This is a genomic window from Gemmata algarum, from assembly GCF_034097035.1.
GTDB classification, from domain to species: domain Bacteria; phylum Planctomycetota; class Planctomycetia; order Gemmatales; family Gemmataceae; genus Gemmata; species Gemmata algarum.
The window spans coordinates 278,445-293,257 of record NZ_JAXBLV010000110.1 but is presented as its reverse complement, the minus strand read 5'-3'; the positions used below and the strand labels follow the sequence as shown (position 1 = coordinate 293,257).

At 66.6% G+C, this 14,813-nt stretch carries 14 protein-coding genes and 1 other RNA gene; 9 read left to right on the top strand and 6 right to left on the bottom strand.

The window, feature by feature from the left end; translation table 11 throughout:
- Nucleotides 1–191: 191 nt before the first annotated feature.
- The 3 genes from R5W23_RS10525 to rnpB form a co-directional block, all read right to left on the bottom strand.
- Nucleotides 192–545: a hypothetical protein gene (locus R5W23_RS10525; protein ID WP_261185593.1), complete on the bottom strand. Its 354-nt coding sequence runs from the start codon at nucleotides 543–545 to the stop codon at nucleotides 192–194.
- Between the two features lie 141 nt (nucleotides 546–686).
- A complete protein-coding gene (locus R5W23_RS10520; protein ID WP_320686288.1) occupies nucleotides 687–986 on the bottom strand; it encodes an ATP-dependent Clp protease adaptor ClpS in 300 nt (99 codons plus the stop codon).
- A 198-nt stretch (nucleotides 987–1,184) separates the two neighbouring features.
- Nucleotides 1,185–1,676: RNase P RNA component class A (gene rnpB, locus R5W23_RS10515), an RNA gene on the bottom strand.
- Between the two features lie 106 nt (nucleotides 1,677–1,782).
- On the opposite strand from rnpB, the gene R5W23_RS10510 reads away from it, so the two are divergent.
- The 3 genes from R5W23_RS10510 to R5W23_RS10500 are packed head-to-tail and all read left to right on the top strand — an operon-like array spanning nucleotide 1,783 to nucleotide 3,802.
- On the top strand, nucleotides 1,783–2,721 hold the full coding sequence (locus R5W23_RS10510; RefSeq protein ID WP_320686287.1) for a bifunctional riboflavin kinase/FAD synthetase: 939 nt from the start codon (nucleotides 1,783–1,785) through the stop codon (nucleotides 2,719–2,721).
- A complete protein-coding gene (locus R5W23_RS10505; protein WP_010035936.1) occupies nucleotides 2,718–2,948 on the top strand; it encodes a NifU family protein in 231 nt (76 codons plus the stop codon). Before R5W23_RS10510 ends, R5W23_RS10505 begins: the two co-directional genes overlap by 4 nt.
- Nucleotides 2,949–2,959: 11 nt before the next feature.
- Nucleotides 2,960–3,802 (top strand): sugar phosphate isomerase/epimerase family protein, encoded by an 843-nt coding sequence (locus R5W23_RS10500; RefSeq protein WP_320686286.1) that lies wholly within the window; start codon nucleotides 2,960–2,962, stop codon nucleotides 3,800–3,802.
- Nucleotides 3,803–3,833: 31 nt separating this feature from the next.
- Here R5W23_RS10500 and R5W23_RS10495 read toward each other — a convergent pair whose 3' ends face one another.
- Entirely contained in the window at nucleotides 3,834–5,063 is a 1,230-nt protein-coding gene (locus R5W23_RS10495) for an outer membrane protein assembly factor BamB family protein (protein ID WP_320686285.1), read from the bottom strand.
- 202 nt (nucleotides 5,064–5,265) lie between these two features.
- On the opposite strand from R5W23_RS10495, the gene R5W23_RS10490 reads away from it, so the two are divergent.
- The 6 genes from R5W23_RS10490 to R5W23_RS10465 all read left to right on the top strand — a co-directional run bounded on the left by R5W23_RS10490 (nucleotide 5,266) and on the right by R5W23_RS10465 (nucleotide 11,233).
- Nucleotides 5,266–6,126 (top strand): TIGR03000 domain-containing protein, encoded by an 861-nt coding sequence (locus tag R5W23_RS10490; protein WP_261185598.1) that lies wholly within the window; start codon nucleotides 5,266–5,268, stop codon nucleotides 6,124–6,126.
- Between the two features lie 135 nt (nucleotides 6,127–6,261).
- A complete protein-coding gene (locus tag R5W23_RS10485) occupies nucleotides 6,262–6,819 on the top strand; it encodes a hypothetical protein (protein WP_320686284.1) in 558 nt (185 codons plus the stop codon).
- A 98-nt stretch (nucleotides 6,820–6,917) separates the two neighbouring features.
- A complete protein-coding gene (locus tag R5W23_RS10480; RefSeq protein WP_320686283.1) occupies nucleotides 6,918–8,141 on the top strand; it encodes a cofactor-independent phosphoglycerate mutase in 1,224 nt (407 codons plus the stop codon).
- A gap of 241 nt (nucleotides 8,142–8,382) precedes the next feature.
- Entirely contained in the window at nucleotides 8,383–9,597 is a 1,215-nt protein-coding gene (locus R5W23_RS10475) for a BBP7 family outer membrane beta-barrel protein (RefSeq protein ID WP_320686282.1), read from the top strand.
- 375 nt (nucleotides 9,598–9,972) lie between these two features.
- Complete coding sequence (locus R5W23_RS10470; RefSeq protein WP_320686281.1) at nucleotides 9,973–10,977, top strand: Nal1-like putative serine protease; 1,005 nt, start codon at nucleotides 9,973–9,975, stop codon at nucleotides 10,975–10,977.
- A 22-nt stretch (nucleotides 10,978–10,999) separates the two neighbouring features.
- Complete coding sequence (locus R5W23_RS10465) at nucleotides 11,000–11,233, top strand: hypothetical protein (RefSeq protein ID WP_320686280.1); 234 nt, start codon at nucleotides 11,000–11,002, stop codon at nucleotides 11,231–11,233.
- Here R5W23_RS10465 and R5W23_RS10460 read toward each other — a convergent pair whose 3' ends face one another.
- Entirely contained in the window at nucleotides 11,234–12,781 is a 1,548-nt protein-coding gene (locus R5W23_RS10460) for a tetratricopeptide repeat protein (protein WP_320686279.1), read from the bottom strand.
- Nucleotides 12,768–14,519 carry a CHAT domain-containing protein gene (locus tag R5W23_RS10455; RefSeq protein WP_320686278.1) on the bottom strand — a complete coding sequence of 584 codons (1,752 nt, stop codon included), beginning with the start codon at nucleotides 14,517–14,519 and terminating at the stop codon, nucleotides 12,768–12,770. The genes R5W23_RS10460 and R5W23_RS10455 overlap by 14 nt, the downstream gene beginning before the upstream one ends.
- Nucleotides 14,520–14,813: the final 294 nt, after the last annotated feature.

The window sequence follows — 14,813 nt, the reverse complement described above, 5'->3', positions numbered from 1 at the left end:
GCGGGGGCCGGCCGCTTTTCCGGGAACGACTTGTGTCTTACGGTCGCGGCACGTACCCATTCACAATCCGGCTGGTAGGGCCTGTTTCTTGTGGCGCAGACATTCCGGTCTGTGCGGCGCGAGAAGGCCGCACAGACAGGAATGTCTGCGCCACAAAGACACCAACAACCGGAACTTGAATCAGGACATCCTCAGCGCCGCATGTACTGAACGGTCGGCATCACCGGAGTGTTGTAGTTCTTGTACTGCGTGGACTTGAACTGGTTCGGGGCCGGCAGCGCGCTCGGTCCGGCCTGGACCTTGGGCTCCGTGCGCTTGACGCTGAAGAGGTTGTTGATGGTCTTGATCCAGCCGTTGCCTTCGACAGCGCCAGCGGTGGTCTGCCCGACGAGGTTGATAGTGCCGGCAGCGAGGTTCGCGGCGGCCTTGCTGGGTTGAACCACCAGCTTCTTGGTGTCGATCGGGCGGAACTCGATGTCCCCGGCGTGTGCGGGCGCACCGACGACCAGCGCCACGGCTACGAGGCTGCAAACGAGCCACTTCATTGCACGTCCCCCATTTTTGGGGCGCGCGCCGCGGTCCCGTGCGCAACACGCCCCCGGCAGCTATTCCCCAAGCGAAGGGCCGAGGAATAGCGTCTCGGGCGGTCGTGTCAACGAAATTCCGGCGTTCCCGTTGCTAAAGTGCTAAGCGGGTTCGATGCTCGCGGGTAAGCCGCGGAGGGCGAACTGCTCGACGAACAGTTCGGCCCGTTCGAGGTGCGTGACGACGACGAGTGAGCGCCCGCAGTGGTGGGCCTCCCACATCCGGTACTCGGCCTCGGCCGAGCCGAACCGGGTGATGTCCATTACCGCTCGGGTGACGAGCATCAGGTCGGCACCGTTAGCTCGGTGCAGGACGACCCTGAACCGGCGCGGGGGAAGAAAGTTGTGGCGAGCCAGAGGGCTCGTGCGATCGTCCCGCCGAGATGGGGGGCGGATGGACATGACGGCCTCGTTGCACGGGCCAGACGGCGCACAAGCGCGTCCCGTGAGAGGAGCGGGGGCCTGTGGGTTGCACAACCATATCGTACCCCGCCGAACAGCGCGAGGTCAATTCGGGAAGCTCCCGGATGCGAAACGGTCAGGAAGGGTCGCGCGGGCGCGCTGACGTTAACGGTTGTGTAATGTGGCGTCCCGTTTGAGTTCGTCGGCCGGCCTGTAAGCCGGGTTTTGTCCCCGCCTTGCGGCGGGCGACGGTCATTTATCTAGCCCCGCCGTTGCCGGCGGGGTCGAGCGGTCTACCCGAGGATCGTAACGGGGCGGGCCGCCCCTGTCCTCTGCTTGACCTTGCTTCCGGTGGGGTTTGCCGAGCCGGCGGGTCACCCCGCCGCTGGTGCGCTCTTACATTAAGGGCCGAAACCCCGCACCTTTTCACCCTTACCGCCCGATTTCGCAACCGGGCGGCGGTACGCTTTCTGTTGCACTTTCCCGCCCGTTGGCGGTGCGAGTCGGGACGCCCGCACCGTTACCGAGGGTGGACGTTATCCACCACCGCGCCCTATGAAGCCCGGACTTTCCTCCCCCCGCCCAGAGGGCAGAGATCAGAAACCGGAGACCGGTGAGCGACGCGCGCCCCCGTTTCTCCGCCCTCGAATCTCTGACCGCTGGGCGGGCGGCGACCGTCCGGCCGACCGACGAACCCAGATGGCATCGTAGTCAAAACCGCGTGCCGAAAGAAGGGACACCCGCGCGGGCGAAAGGTTCTCGGCCCGTTCCGCGGCGCGCGGAATAAGATACCGGCATGGCGACGGCTCACCTCGACTGGTCCGAGTACCCGCCCCCGGAGTTCACCGGGGGGGCGGTTACCGTCGGCAACTTCGACGGCGTTCACCGCGGGCACCAGGCCCTTGTGGCCGCGGCGCGCGAGCAGGCGGACCGGGTGCGCGGCCCGGCGGTTGTGGTCACGTTCGGCACCCCGCCGCACCAGGTGCTGCACCCCGGATCGGAACGCCCGCCGCTCACCACGATCGCGCGCCGCGCGGAACTGCTTCACGCGGCCGGGGCCGACCACGTCGTCGTGCTGCGCACCGGGCCGGCGCTGCTGGCGCTCAGCCCCGAGGCGTTCTTTGAAGACGTGATCGCCCGCCAGCTCGGCGCCCGGGCGGTGGTCGAGGGGTACGACTTCCGGTTCGGCCGCGGACGCGCCGGCACCAACGAAACGCTCCGGGGGCTGTGCGCGGCGGCGGGGCTCGCATTCGCCGATCTGGCGCAAGTCGCGTTTGCCGGCGAGCCGGTGTCGAGCAGCCGGGTGCGCGGCGCCCTCGTCGGGGGCGATGTGGCCCGCGCGGCCGAGTTGCTCGCCCGCCCGTACCGCATCGCCGGGACCGTCGTGACCGGCGCGCGGCGGGGCCGCACCATCGGGTTCCCGACCGCCAACCTCGGCGACGTGGCGACGCTGCTTCCCGGGAACGGCGTGTACGCGGTCCGCGCGCTTGTGAACGGCGTTCCGCACCCCGCCGCGGCCAACGTCGGGCCGAACCCGACCTTCGGCGAGGACGCCCGCAAGATCGAGGTCCACCTGATCGGCTTCGCCGGCGACCTGTACGGCCGGGAGCTGACGGTCGAGTTCGTGTCCCGGCTGCGGGAGACGCGGCCGTTCGGCGGCGCGGCCGAACTGGTGGAGCAGTTGAAACGCGACATCGAACACGCGACGCGTGTTCTCGGGGTGAGCCAGCCATGAGCCTCAAGGAACGTGTGGAACACGCGCTGAAGGTCGAGATCGCCCCGGCGCTCATGCTCGACGGCGCCGGGATCGAGGTGCTGGAGGTGACCGGCGGGGTCGCCTCGGTGCGCCTCTCCGGCGCGTGCGCCGGGTGCCCGGCGACCATCATGACCGTCATCACCTCGCTCGAAGACGAGCTGCGCAAGAAGGTGCCGGAGGTCGAAATTCTGGAAGCCGTTCCCTGAGCGGGGTCGCGATGTTTCTGGGCTACAACACGAACGGGTTCGCCCACCACCGGCTCGGCGACGCGCTGGACGTTCTGGCGGAACTCGGGTACGGCGGGGTCGCACTCACCCCGGACGTGAACCACCTGGACCCGCATGCCCTCGACCTGAGCGCCCGGACCGCCGAGTTCGGCGCGGGGCTCGCGCGTCACGGGCTGCGGTGCGTGATCGAGACCGGCGCGCGGTTCGTGCTGGACCCGCGCCGCAAGCACCAGCCGACCCTCATTTCGCCGACCGACGAGCTGCGCGAGCGGCGGCACTGGTTTCTGTGGCTCTGCGTCCGGCTCGCGGAAGAGTTGGGCGCCGGGTGCGTCAGCTTCTGGTCCGGCGCGCCCGACGACCGCGCCGCGCCTTCGGACCTAATGACCCGCCTGGTTGAGCAATGCAAGCGGCTCGCGGAGGAGGCCGGGCGGCGGGGCGTGCGGCTCGCGTTCGAGCCGGAACCCGGCATGTTCATCGACACGATGGACAAGTTCGCCGAACTGCACGGCCGCGTCAACCACCCCGCGTTCGGCCTCACCGTCGATGTCGGGCACCTCGTCTGCAACGGTGAGCTGCCGGTCAGCAAGTTCCTGGCGGACTGGAAGCACGTCCTCTGGAACATCCACATCGAGGACATGCGACCGGGCGTACACGACCACATCATGTTCGGCGAGGGCGCGGTCGATTTCGCCGACGTGTTCGCGGGGTTGCGCGCGGCGGGTTACCGCGACGGCGTGTACGTCGAGTTGAGCCGCCACAGCTACGACGCCGTGAGCACCGCACGCAAGGCGCGAGCGTTTCTGGTGCCGTATCTGGGCGAGCGGGGGGCGTGAGCACCCGCGTGCCGCTCGCCCCCCGCCCGGCTCACTTCTTTCCGAAGCAGAACAGCGTGTTCACCCCGCGGATGTAGACCCGCCCGTCGGCCACGGCGGGGGTCGCGAACACGCCCTCCCCGAGCGACACTTTCACCGGCTCCTCGTACTCGTTCTCGGCCTTCACCGTCGCGACCTCGCCCTTCTCCGAGATCATCAAGATGGTGTCGCCCACGAGGACCGGGGAGGCGGTGACGTCGGCGCTGAACACCCGCTCGGCCCACAGCGCCTTGCCGGTTTTCGCCTCGGCACAGGTCGCGATGCCCTTGTCGCCGATCCAGAACAGCTTGTCGCCCTTCACCAGCACGCACGGGACGTAAGGCGTCTCCTTCCGCAGGTCCCACACCTTGGCCGGGGTCTTGCGCTCGGGGTCGATCGCGGCCATGTACCGCCCGCCGCCGCCGTCACCGGAGTACACGACCAGCAGCCCGCCCGCGTACACCGGGTGACCGATCACGCGCAGCGGCATGTCCCCCTTCGGCCACGCGATCGGGTACTCCCAGTTCACCTTTCCGGTCGCCGGCTCGTAGGAGGTGACGGCCGTGGTGGTGCCGAGGACCAGTTCCGCCGGCTTGCCGGCCCGCTCCAGGATGAACGGGGTGGTGTAGCAGGCGCGGACGTGCTTCCGAGTCTTGAACCACTTTTTCTGACCCGTTTTCGCGTCGAACGCGACCAGTTCCGCGTGCTCGTCGTCGTCCACGTTCACGAACACGAGGCCGCCGTGGACCATCGGCGAGAACCCCGGGCCGTGCTGGCTGACGTACCCGCCGAGCGACGCCGACCACTTCTCCTGGCCGGCGAGGTCGTAGGCCGCCAGGCTCACCCCGCTGCCGTCCCACCAAGCGCAGTACAGTTGCGAGCCGTCGCACGCGGGCGTGCCGGACGCGAGCGAGTTCTTCGCGTGCGCCTTCGCCTTGTCTCCGGGCACCTCTTTGCTCCACAACTGTTTCCCGGTCGCCGCGTCGAGCGCGGTCAGCACGCGGGCTTTGCCGTCCGCCGACGCCGACTGAACGTACACCTTCCCGCCCACCACGATGGGCGAGCTGACGCCCTTCCCGCCGCCCAATTCGATCTTCCAGAGCGGCTTCTCTGGGTTGATCCCGGGCAGCGGGCCGGCGGCGGTGCCGGTCCCGTTGGGGCCGCGGAACCGGGGCCAGTCGGCGGCCGGGGCGAGCGCGAGCGCGGAGGCGAGGGCGAGCAGAGCCAGCAGCGAGCGGGTCATTGGTGGTCTCGGCGGGTGGGGGCGGTGGCGGCTGATTATCTCACGAAAGCGGGCGGCGGGTAGGAGGCAGCGGCCAAAAAACCGAATTCGTTCCGCGCGGCCCGCGGCGCCCGGGCACTTGCCCTAAACCCCTTGCGTGAGTAATTGGTTTCGGTGACACTATTTCCGCACTGCCCAAGAGCCCGCTGTTCCGAGGAGTCTCATGTTCACCCCCCGCACCGCCCGAGCGTTCGGGCTGGCCTTCGCCGTCTTCTTCACGTCCGCGAGCCTGGCGACGCTGTCCGTCGGGGCGCAGCCGGAGAAGAAAGACGCGGCGCAGAAGGTCAAGTCGAAGATCAAGATCACGCTGCCGCGTGAGGACGCGGAGCTGAAGATCGAAGACAAGCTGATGAAGGTGACCGGCGTCACCCGCGAGTTCGACACCCCGGAGCTGGAAGCCGGCAAGCTGTACGAGTACACCTTCACGACCACCTGGGCGCCGAACAACTACACCATCCTCACCCGCACCAAGTCCATCGAGTTCAAGGCCGGTGACGACGTGGTCGCGGACCTGACCAAGGCCGACCCCAAGGTCCCGGACGCCGCGAAGATCCGCTGGGTGCCCACCCCGGACGACATCGTCGACGAGATGATGAAGCTGGGCAAGGTCGGCAAGGACGACGTGGTGTACGAGCCCGGCCCCGGGGACGGCCGGATGCTGATCGCGGCCGTGAAGAAGGGCGCGAAGAAGGGCGTCGGCATCGAGCTCGACCCGAAGAAGGCGGAAGAGGCCCGCGAGAACATCAAGAAGGCCGGGCTGGAGAAGCAGATCACCATCATCGAGGGCGACGCGCTGAAGGACCGCGACTACAGCGAGGCCACGGTGGTCCTGCTGTACATGGGCAACGAGTTCAACGACCTGCTCCGCCCGATCCTCGACAAGCAGCTCAAGGCGGGCTCGCGGATCGTCTCGCACCGGTTCGTGATCGGCGACTGGAAGCCCGACACCACCAAGACCATCACCGGGGCCGACGGCGACGAGTACCTGATCCACCTGTGGACCGTGAAGGAAAAGAAGAAGTAAGCCGCCCCTTTTGGGCGCCGCAACGTCAGAAGTCCGGGCGCCGTACCGTCGGCGCCCGGACTTCTGGCTTTAGACCGTTTGCCCCGGGCGGTATCATTGACTCGGGCCGTTTCCCTTTCCTCGGAGAAGTCTCGCATGATCCGTAACGTGCTGGCCGCGGCGATTGTCGTGGTGCTGGGTGGCGCGGTCGTGGCCGCGGAACTCAAGTCGGGGCCGCAGGTCGGGGCGAAGGTGCCCGGCGCGTTCCACCCGTACAACGTGAACGGCGAGGACGCGGGCAAGACCGCGTGCCTGTACTGCAAGGCCGGCGACAGCCCGGCGGTGATGGTGTTCGCCCGCACCGGCGACGACGCCATGACGCACAAGCTCCTCAAGGCGCTCGACGCCGAAACGGTCAAGAACGCCAAGGCCGAAATGTACACCTTCGGCATCTTCCAGGGCGACAAGGCCGCGCTCGAGCCGCAGCTCAAAGAGGCCGCGAAGAAGGCCGACCTGAAGGCCGTCACCCTGGCCATCGAGGACAAAGAGGACCCGATCCCGGCGAAGTACAACCTGAGCCCCGAGGCCGACGTGACCGTGATCCTGTACACGGACCGCGTGGTGAAGGCGAACTACAGCTTCGCGAAGGGCAAGCTCAGCGACAAGGACATCAGCGCCATCGTGCAGGACGTGTCCAAGATCGTCGCCAAGTAATCCCGCTCGCCCGCCGTCACAGGCGGCGGGCGTGACCCCGAACCCTAAACCGCGGCGGCCCGCTCGCCGCGGTTTAGGGTTCGGGTACAATCAGCGCCATGAAATACGTCATCGTGATCCCGGACGGTTGCGCCGACGAGCCCGTCGCCGAACTCGGCAACCTGACCCCCCTCCAGGCGGCGAAGCTGCCCAACATGGACCGCGTCGCCGCGCGTGGCGTGGTCGGCCTCTCGAACAACGTCCCGCCGTCGCTGACGCCGGCGTCGGACGTCGCGACGCTGTCCCTGTTCGGCTACGACCCGCTGAAGTACTACACCGGCCGCGCGCCGCTCGAAACGGCCGCGATGGGGATTCACCTCGGCCCGAACGACTGGGCCGTGCGGTGCAACCTCGTGTACACCCCCGACGGGCACATGCGGGACTTCACCGCGGGGCACATCTCGAGCGAGGACGGCGCGCCGCTGATCAAGGCGCTCCAGCACGAACTCGGGGGAACGGAGATCGCGGGCGGGACGATCGAGTTCCACCCCGGCGTGCAGTACCGCAACATCATGGTGTGGCGCTCGAACTCCGAGACCTCGCCCCTCAACGGCACGAAAGCGCAAGCGCCCCACGACATCCCGGACCGGCCCGTTGCGGACTACCTCCCGACCGGCCCCGGCGCGGAGATGCTGGTCTCCCTGATGGAAGCCAGCAAGCCCATTCTGGCCGCCCACCCGGTGAACGCCAGGCGGATCGCCGAGGGGAAGAAGCCAGCGACGCAGGCGTGGCTGTGGGGCCACGGGAAGGCGCCCCGGGTGAATCCCTTCGCCGAAGTGTACGGCGGTACGCGCGGGGCGATCATCTCCGCGGTGGACCTCGTCCGCGGGGTCGGGGTGCTGCTCGGGTGGCACCGGATCGACGTGCCCGGCGCCACCGGCTATCTCGACACCGACTACGCGGCCAAGGGCCGGTACGCGATCGAGGCCCTCGGCGCGTTCGATCTCGTCTGCGTTCACGTTGAGGCGCCCGACGAGGCGTCACACGAGGGCAAAGCGCAAGAGAAGGTCAAAGCCCTCGAACAGATCGACACGCACATCGTCGGCCCCCTACTCGACGCGCTGCCGCGGTACGGCGACTTCCGCGTGCTCGTGGAGCCGGACCACCGCACCACGCTGAAGACCCGCGCCCACGCTTACGGCGCGGTCGCGTTCGCCGCGTGCGGGGCCGGCATTACCCCCGACGCCGCGACACGATACGACGAGCCGACCGCCGCGACGACCGGGCTGAGCTTCGACCCGGGTTGGAACCTGATGAAGTGGTGGCTCGGTCAGGATAAATGAGCGGCGTGGGGCCGATCGCCGCACGAAGCCCCGCGATCCCAATCAAAAAAGTATCACTCGTTAGAGCACGTCTTTCGATCAGAGCGGGTGCCTAAACGGGCGCCCGCTCCTCAACTTCGCCAAACTCACACAAACCCGCAATTTGAGCATTACCGCTCGACTGTGCAGACCGCGCCGGCCGATTAATAACGCGCAGATGTCCGGCCCGCCGGGCGCGGGCCTTCAAACGGAAGATTCCGCCATGCGCGCGAAGCTCATAACGACCGCCGTATTTCTCCTCACCGCGAGCGGCGTCCGTGCCGAGCCCCCTCGGCTGCTGAGTGCCGAGCCCGCTCCGGCGTGGGCCGATACGGGCACAACGCCCGCCCCGGCCACGGTCAACATTCCCACGGAGACGCGGCCGTTCACGATGGCCGGCCCGCAGTTCTGGGCCAGCGGCGACTACGTCCTCGCATGGTACACGCCGATCCGCACGCCGCCGCTCATTCAGGCGGTGCCGGCGGCGCTGGCGAACCAGTCCACGGGCAACGGGGCCGTGACGCTGTTCCCGGAAAACAACCGGATCAACTTCGGCGCGTTTAGCGGCATCCGGGCGAGTGTCGGGGCCAACTTCGACAAGTTCGGCGTGGAGGTCGGCGGGTTCGTACTTGAGCGGCAGGGGGAAAGCTCGTCGTTCTTCAACAACGGGAACCCGGTCGCCCTCGGCCAGGGGTACATCTCGGCCGGGTCCGGGCAGCCCACCACGCTGTTCGCATCGCTGCCCGGCCAATACAGCGGCGGCGTGTCCGCCGCGGCCCAGAGCCGGCTGTGGGGGGTGGACGGGAACATCCGCCGCGCGTGGTACACGTTCCTGTTCGACACCACCGATGTCCTTGTCGGGTTCAAGTACCTCGACCTGCACGAGAGCCTGACCGTTTACTCGCCGTCGGTCTTCCCGGGCGGGGGCGTGATCTCGTCGCGCGATTCGGTTCGCACCAGCAACCGGTTCTACGGCGGGTACGTGGGCATCAACAGCCGGCTCGGGAACGAGCGCGGGTTCGGGCTCGACCTGACGTCGAAGTCGGGGCTGGGCGGTGTGGCGCAGCGGGCCGAGTTGGTCGGGTCGAACAGCTTCATCCCGGCGGGCGGCGCGGCCGACATCGAGCCCGCCGGGTTGTACGCCCGGGGCTTGAACGCCGGCACCTTCACCCGCGGCAAGGTGGCGTACACGCAGGACCTTGAGCTGAAGCTCACCTACAACTTCAACCCGTGGTTCCAGGTGTCGTTCGGGTACTCGCTGATGTACATGAGCAGCGCGATCCGCCCGGGCGGGGCGATCGACGCGGTGGTGAACGACAGCAACGTGCGGTTCGTCGCTCAGCCCACCCCGAGCACGCTGGCGCGTCCGGCGTTCGCGTGGCGCGCCGACGGGTTGACCGTCAACGCGCTCACCTTCGGCGCCCGGTTGCAGTACTGATCGCACGTCGCCGTGTTGAAGGTGGCCCGCTCCGCGAGCGGTGCCAGATGCGCGGCGTAGCATCTCTCAAGCTGTTCGGCGGCCGTCCCTGGGACCGCGGACGTCCCGTCCGCTGCTCTGGGAATTCGATTGCTCGCCGGAGCATCGGTGTCGCCTGCCCCACACACATACCAGCGGACGGAACGTCCGCGTTCCCAGGGAACGGCCCACCGACACGCGAACGGGGAACGACTGGAATTCGGTCAGCGAGTACGCTTCGTTCTGTAGCCACGCCATCCGACGCCACAGTAGCAAGATTGTCAAGCCTGGGACGCCGCCCGCCAATCAGAACCATATCATCACCTCTACAACGTCCCTGTTCGCTCCAGGTTCGCCATGCTGCTCGACTCCGCCCGCGGTCTGAAGCAATCGCTCTTTGAAACCGTGCTCGCGCCGTTCACGGCGGATGGACCGATCGTCAAATCGCTCGCGCTGCCCGCCGGGCCGATGAGCAGCGTCGCCCCGGTCCAGCCGTCGATCGCTCTGGGCCTCAGCCGCGGGGCCGGCAGCGACTTCCGGATCGCCGTCCGCTGTCAGCGGCGGGAGCTGATGGACGGCAAAGAAATCAGCCAGATCGAGAAGAAGGCCAAGGGAGAGGTGGACGTTCAGTTCATCGGGACCGTTACGAAGCGGGCCGCGCCCCTGTGGAACCAGCAGAGGCACCGCCCGCTCCAGATCGGCACCTCGGTCGGGCACGTCAAGATCAGCGCCGGAACACTCGGCGCGATCGTGACGCAGCGGGGCACTGGCGGGCACCTGATCCTGTCGAACAACCACGTGCTGGCGAACGAGGGCCGCGCGAAAAAGGGTGACGCCATCCTCCAGACCGGTGCCTTCGACGGCGGCACCGATCCGGCCGACCGGGTTGCGACCCTGACGGACAAGGTCGCGTTCCGCAAAAGCAAGCCGAACGCCGTTGACGCGGCCATTGCCGCACTGGTCGATGGGATCGAGTTCGACGCCCGCACGGTCCGCGGGCTGGGCAAGTTGGCCGGTCTGGGGCCGGGGTTCGTTGACATCGGAACGGAAGTCGCAAAGCTCGGCCGGACCACCGGCCTGACGCGCGGCACGGTCACCGCGTTCGAACTCGATAATGTGGTTGTTCAATTTGACGCCGGTTTTCTCCAGTTCGACGGTCAACTCGAGATCGAGGGGACGGACGAGCCGTTCAGCGCGGGTGGGGACAGCGGATCACTAATCCTCGACGCCGGAACCAAACTGGCAATCGGCCTGCTGTTTGCGGGTTCCGAAATTGGCGGATCGAACGGCCTGGGCGTGACCTACGCGAACCCGCTCCGGACCGTGCTGGACGCGCTGAAGGTGGACTTGGTGAGTGCGTGACACCCGGGTAAAATACGAACCAATGGCCGAACCTCATTCCCACACCCTGGATCAGGCCCGCGCGGCGAAGCCGCGCGCGCAGGAGGTGTTCGGGGCGCTGGCCGAGGTCGTCGGGATCGGCATCACGCGGGTTGCGGACGGTTACGGATTGAAAGTGAACCTCCGCACGCCCCTCCCGACCGACACCGTCACGCCGACGGAGGTGGACGGCGTCCCGGTTCGGCTGGAAGTCGTCGGCCAACCCCGCGCGCAGTAATCACCCCGCCGGAAATGCCGCATTCATCAGCGCCGCTCCCCGGTCCTGCTGGTAAGAAGCAACGACGGCGGTCATCATCTCGTCGAACTGTTGCCGCGAGTAACCTAATTCGCGGCACATATTCGACATAGTCTTTTCAGCTTGACCTTTCTCAAAACTGCCAATGGCTTGAAGTAGCGAAACGCTAAGCGCAACAAGTTTCATCCCCTCGGGCTTGCGACCAGTCGCCCAGGTGATTAGCCCCAGGTTGTGCCATGTGGTAGCCTCCCCGGCCTTATCTCCGATTGTCTGCCGCATGGCCAGTGATTTGTTGAATTTCTGACGAGCGACCAAGTAATTCCGGTCGGTCGCGTCGATGACTGCTAGTTGATGCCAGACCGCCGCCTCTCCAGCCTTATCCCCAATTGATTGCATGATTGACAGGGATTTGCCGAATTTATCTCGGGCCATCGAATAGTTTCGCTCATTTGCATAAATGCTAGCCAACTGATGCAATATAGCTGCCTCCCCTGCTTTATCGCCAATTGATTGCACGATTGCCAGGGACTTGCTGAGCTTATCTCGGGCGGTTGGGTAACGCTCCTCTCGCAAGTCAATGGTCGCCAGATTATTCCATACCGCTGCCTCTCCGACCTTGTCGCCGATTGCCTGCATGATTGACAGAGCATTGCCAAACTTACTCCGGGCCGCGGGGTTATTCCCCTCATTGGCGTCGATGGTTGCCAGATTGCTCCAAGTGGCGGCCTCTCCGGCTTTATCCCCAATTGCCTGCTTAATGACCTGTGACTTGGCGAAATTGCCCCGAGCTGCCGGATAGCTGCCTTCCCGCATGTCGATGGTCGCTAAACTGTGCCAAATTCTACCATCACGTTCATCATCAGGAATTTCTTCCAGGATGGCCCGCGCGGCCTTCCACTCGGCCCGGGCGTTCCACAGATTACTGAGGCGAGTTGTGGCCCAGTTTCGCTCCTCTTGGAGTTCTGCTCGCAGGGCATGGGTCCGGCAAGCCAGCAACCCCACGTCAACGCTCACCCGCAGTTCGTCCTCACGGTCTCTTTCGTAAATCGCTTTCCAGAACCGGGCCAGCGCGCCATCCGCTGCACGCCGCGCCGCTGGCGACAAGCGTTCTTCTTCGATGAGCCAGTTGCGAATTAATCCGGGTACGGCGTAGAGGGGCGGCTGGTCGGTTTCGGCAAATCGTTGGGCCAATCCGTACTCCACCGCCCGCTCGATGGAAGTGGCCGATTCGGCTCCATCAGCGAGTTGCGCCAGACCGTCGAGGGGCAGCGGCAGTTCGCTCACCGCCAGTCGGCTCACGAGGGCCTGGGCGGCCTCGGGCAGGAGTGCGTAGAGCCGCGGGAGCATGAGTTGCTCGCAATACAACCGCCGGGCGTCCTCAAGCGGGGCGTCTTCGGGGATTTCGTCCTCCCAGCCGCCCAGATCGCCCGTACCGAGCCAGGTTCGCACCTGTACCAGAAATCCGGGCGTTCCGCCGAACACGCGGTGCAACCGGTCGATTAACGTGTCGGAGATGTCACCGGCTCGCACGGCTCTCGACCTTTGCGTCCCGCCGGAGGAACTTGCGCAGCTCGAACGACTTCAAATCCGGCACGTCGCAGTGCCGAACGTGGGGCGTGTCATCCAGATTCGGGGTGTCGGCCGGAACGTAGCGACAGGTCACGACGAGCCGGGAGCCGCCGGTCAGGTTCCGGGTGAGAATGCGATAGGCCGCCCGGAGGCCGGGATCGGCAATCGTCCGGGCATCGTCGAGCACGTCCTCGAAGTTGTCGATGACCAGCGCGAGCTTACGCTCCTTCCAATTGTCTACGGCCAACTCGACACGGTCTTCGACCGGGTATTCGCCGTTGCGGATCGCCTTGTAGACTTCTGGGGCCGTGGTCATGAACGGCCGGGCGAGCGTGGGCAGGAGCTTTTCGATCAGGAACATCCGCCCGGCGTCGCTCGGGGTGGTGCCGCGGGTGGCTTTGATTCCGTAGACATCGAACCCGGCCTGTTTCAGCCGCGCGGCCGTGCGGGTCGCCAGCATGCTCTTGCCCATCCCGCCGATCCCGGTCAGGAGGAGTACGGAAAAGGTGCCGTCCCGGAGCGGCGGAATCAACCGCTGTTGCTCTTTCCGCCGGCCGACGAACCCTTCTCGCAACCCTTTGATGTCGTCGCCGAGGAGGACGGCTTCCGTCTTTGGTCCCTTGTACGGTTGCGGAGGGGCGGCCCGATCAACGAGTGCGCAGTCCGGTCCGGCGGCGAACAGCCGGGCCAGGGCGAACGTGAGATCCCACAGCGTGTGCCCGGCGTGGTCGCGGCGGCCGGTCTGCCAGATGTCGCGCCGGGCCTTCGCGGCGGCGGCCGGCACTGATTCCCCGGCGGCCACGAAGCGGTAGAAAGTGGCCGCGAACCGGGTCGCGGTCTCGTCGCCGACGGAGGCGCCCCACCCGAGCACGACCGGCACCCCCGTCGTGACGAAGTGGTCGGCGAGCCCCGTTGCGGCGGCGAGCCCGGTCTTGCAGGCGTTGAACACCACGCACCGGACGGCCGACCCGCGGAACACCTTCTCGGCGATCTGCTCGGCCGATTGTGGGTCCGGTTGCCCGCGCTCGTTCTCGAACGCGAAGTAGCCGACGCCGGTGGAACTGACATTCCCGTGACCGGAGAGGTGAACCACGTGCGGGCAATGTTCGGCCACCAACTGGGCCAATTCCTCAATGCCGCCGGTTTCGGCGAACGGCAGCACGACGGCGTTCTTGTCGAGCCGCTCGGTGGCCCGCAGCATCACCTCTTCTTCCCGTTCGTAGTCGAGCGGCACATCGCCCTCGGGCGCGGCGGCGAGGAACAGGAGCCGGAGCGGGCCGGGGGCCAGGGCGGTCGGCGGCGACGACACGCTGCTGGGTACTCGCAGAACCGCCCAGGTCGGATCGCACCCGAGAGGCGTCGCCCGGCCGGGCAGCTCGACCAGCTCCCAGGGGAGGTTGAACGGCGTGGGGTCGGCGCTGCGGATTACCAGGGTGTGCGGTCCCTGGTCGGCCGGGGACGGCAGGTAAACCTCAACGGGACGAAAGAAAACGTCGTACAGCGCGCGACCGAGTGCCCGGGCGGCGTCCGAATCTATGAGCGGCGCGTGGGGCAACTCGAACGGCCGGGCGAATGCGCTTCGGACCTCGTCGAGAGTTCGCAGGGCCGGGCCATCGAGAGCGATCGCCGCCCCGAGTGGCTCATTGTTCCGCAGCCACTGGGCAGACGGCTTGTCGGCCGTAAAGTTGAGTTCGAGCATGGGCGCGGGGCTCGGCACGTTTAATCGCGAGAGCGAACGCTCGGTTCGGCGCGGAGCGTGTTCGACTGCTGATTGTACCGGCCGTGCGGGCGAAACGCCTGTGCGATTTCAACAACGGATGCGAGCGGGGGGCACGTCTTGTCACCTAAGAAACGGTGGCAGAATGGACTGCTGGTTGCGGCTTCGTTTCGACCCACACGGGCTTCATGTTTACGAACACAAATTTTGACAGGATCGACAAGATTTACCGTATGAAGACCAATCGATTTGAAACCTTGTTGATCTTGTCGATCC

What these genes read in the sequence shown, in the direction of transcription:
- R5W23_RS10500 (WP_320686286.1), top strand. Translation starts at nt 2,960, where the DNA reads ATGTTTCTGGGCTACAACACGAACGGGTTCGCCCACCACCGGCTCGGC.
- R5W23_RS10455 (WP_320686278.1), bottom strand. Translation starts at nt 14,519, where the DNA reads ATGCTCGAACTCAACTTTACGGCCGACAAGCCGTCTGCCCAGTGGCTG.
- R5W23_RS10520 (WP_320686288.1), bottom strand. Translation starts at nt 986, where the DNA reads ATGTCCATCCGCCCCCCATCTCGGCGGGACGATCGCACGAGCCCTCTG.
- R5W23_RS10510 (WP_320686287.1), top strand. Translation starts at nt 1,783, where the DNA reads ATGGCGACGGCTCACCTCGACTGGTCCGAGTACCCGCCCCCGGAGTTC.
- R5W23_RS10475 (WP_320686282.1), top strand. Translation starts at nt 8,383, where the DNA reads ATGCGCGCGAAGCTCATAACGACCGCCGTATTTCTCCTCACCGCGAGC.
- R5W23_RS10505 (WP_010035936.1), top strand. Translation starts at nt 2,718, where the DNA reads ATGAGCCTCAAGGAACGTGTGGAACACGCGCTGAAGGTCGAGATCGCC.
- R5W23_RS10470 (WP_320686281.1), top strand. Translation starts at nt 9,973, where the DNA reads ATGCTGCTCGACTCCGCCCGCGGTCTGAAGCAATCGCTCTTTGAAACC.
- R5W23_RS10490 (WP_261185598.1), top strand. Translation starts at nt 5,266, where the DNA reads ATGTTCACCCCCCGCACCGCCCGAGCGTTCGGGCTGGCCTTCGCCGTC.
- R5W23_RS10485 (WP_320686284.1), top strand. Translation starts at nt 6,262, where the DNA reads ATGATCCGTAACGTGCTGGCCGCGGCGATTGTCGTGGTGCTGGGTGGC.
- R5W23_RS10480 (WP_320686283.1), top strand. Translation starts at nt 6,918, where the DNA reads ATGAAATACGTCATCGTGATCCCGGACGGTTGCGCCGACGAGCCCGTC.
- R5W23_RS10465 (WP_320686280.1), top strand. Translation starts at nt 11,000, where the DNA reads ATGGCCGAACCTCATTCCCACACCCTGGATCAGGCCCGCGCGGCGAAG.
- R5W23_RS10495 (WP_320686285.1), bottom strand. Translation starts at nt 5,063, where the DNA reads ATGACCCGCTCGCTGCTGGCTCTGCTCGCCCTCGCCTCCGCGCTCGCG.
- R5W23_RS10525 (WP_261185593.1), bottom strand. Translation starts at nt 545, where the DNA reads ATGAAGTGGCTCGTTTGCAGCCTCGTAGCCGTGGCGCTGGTCGTCGGT.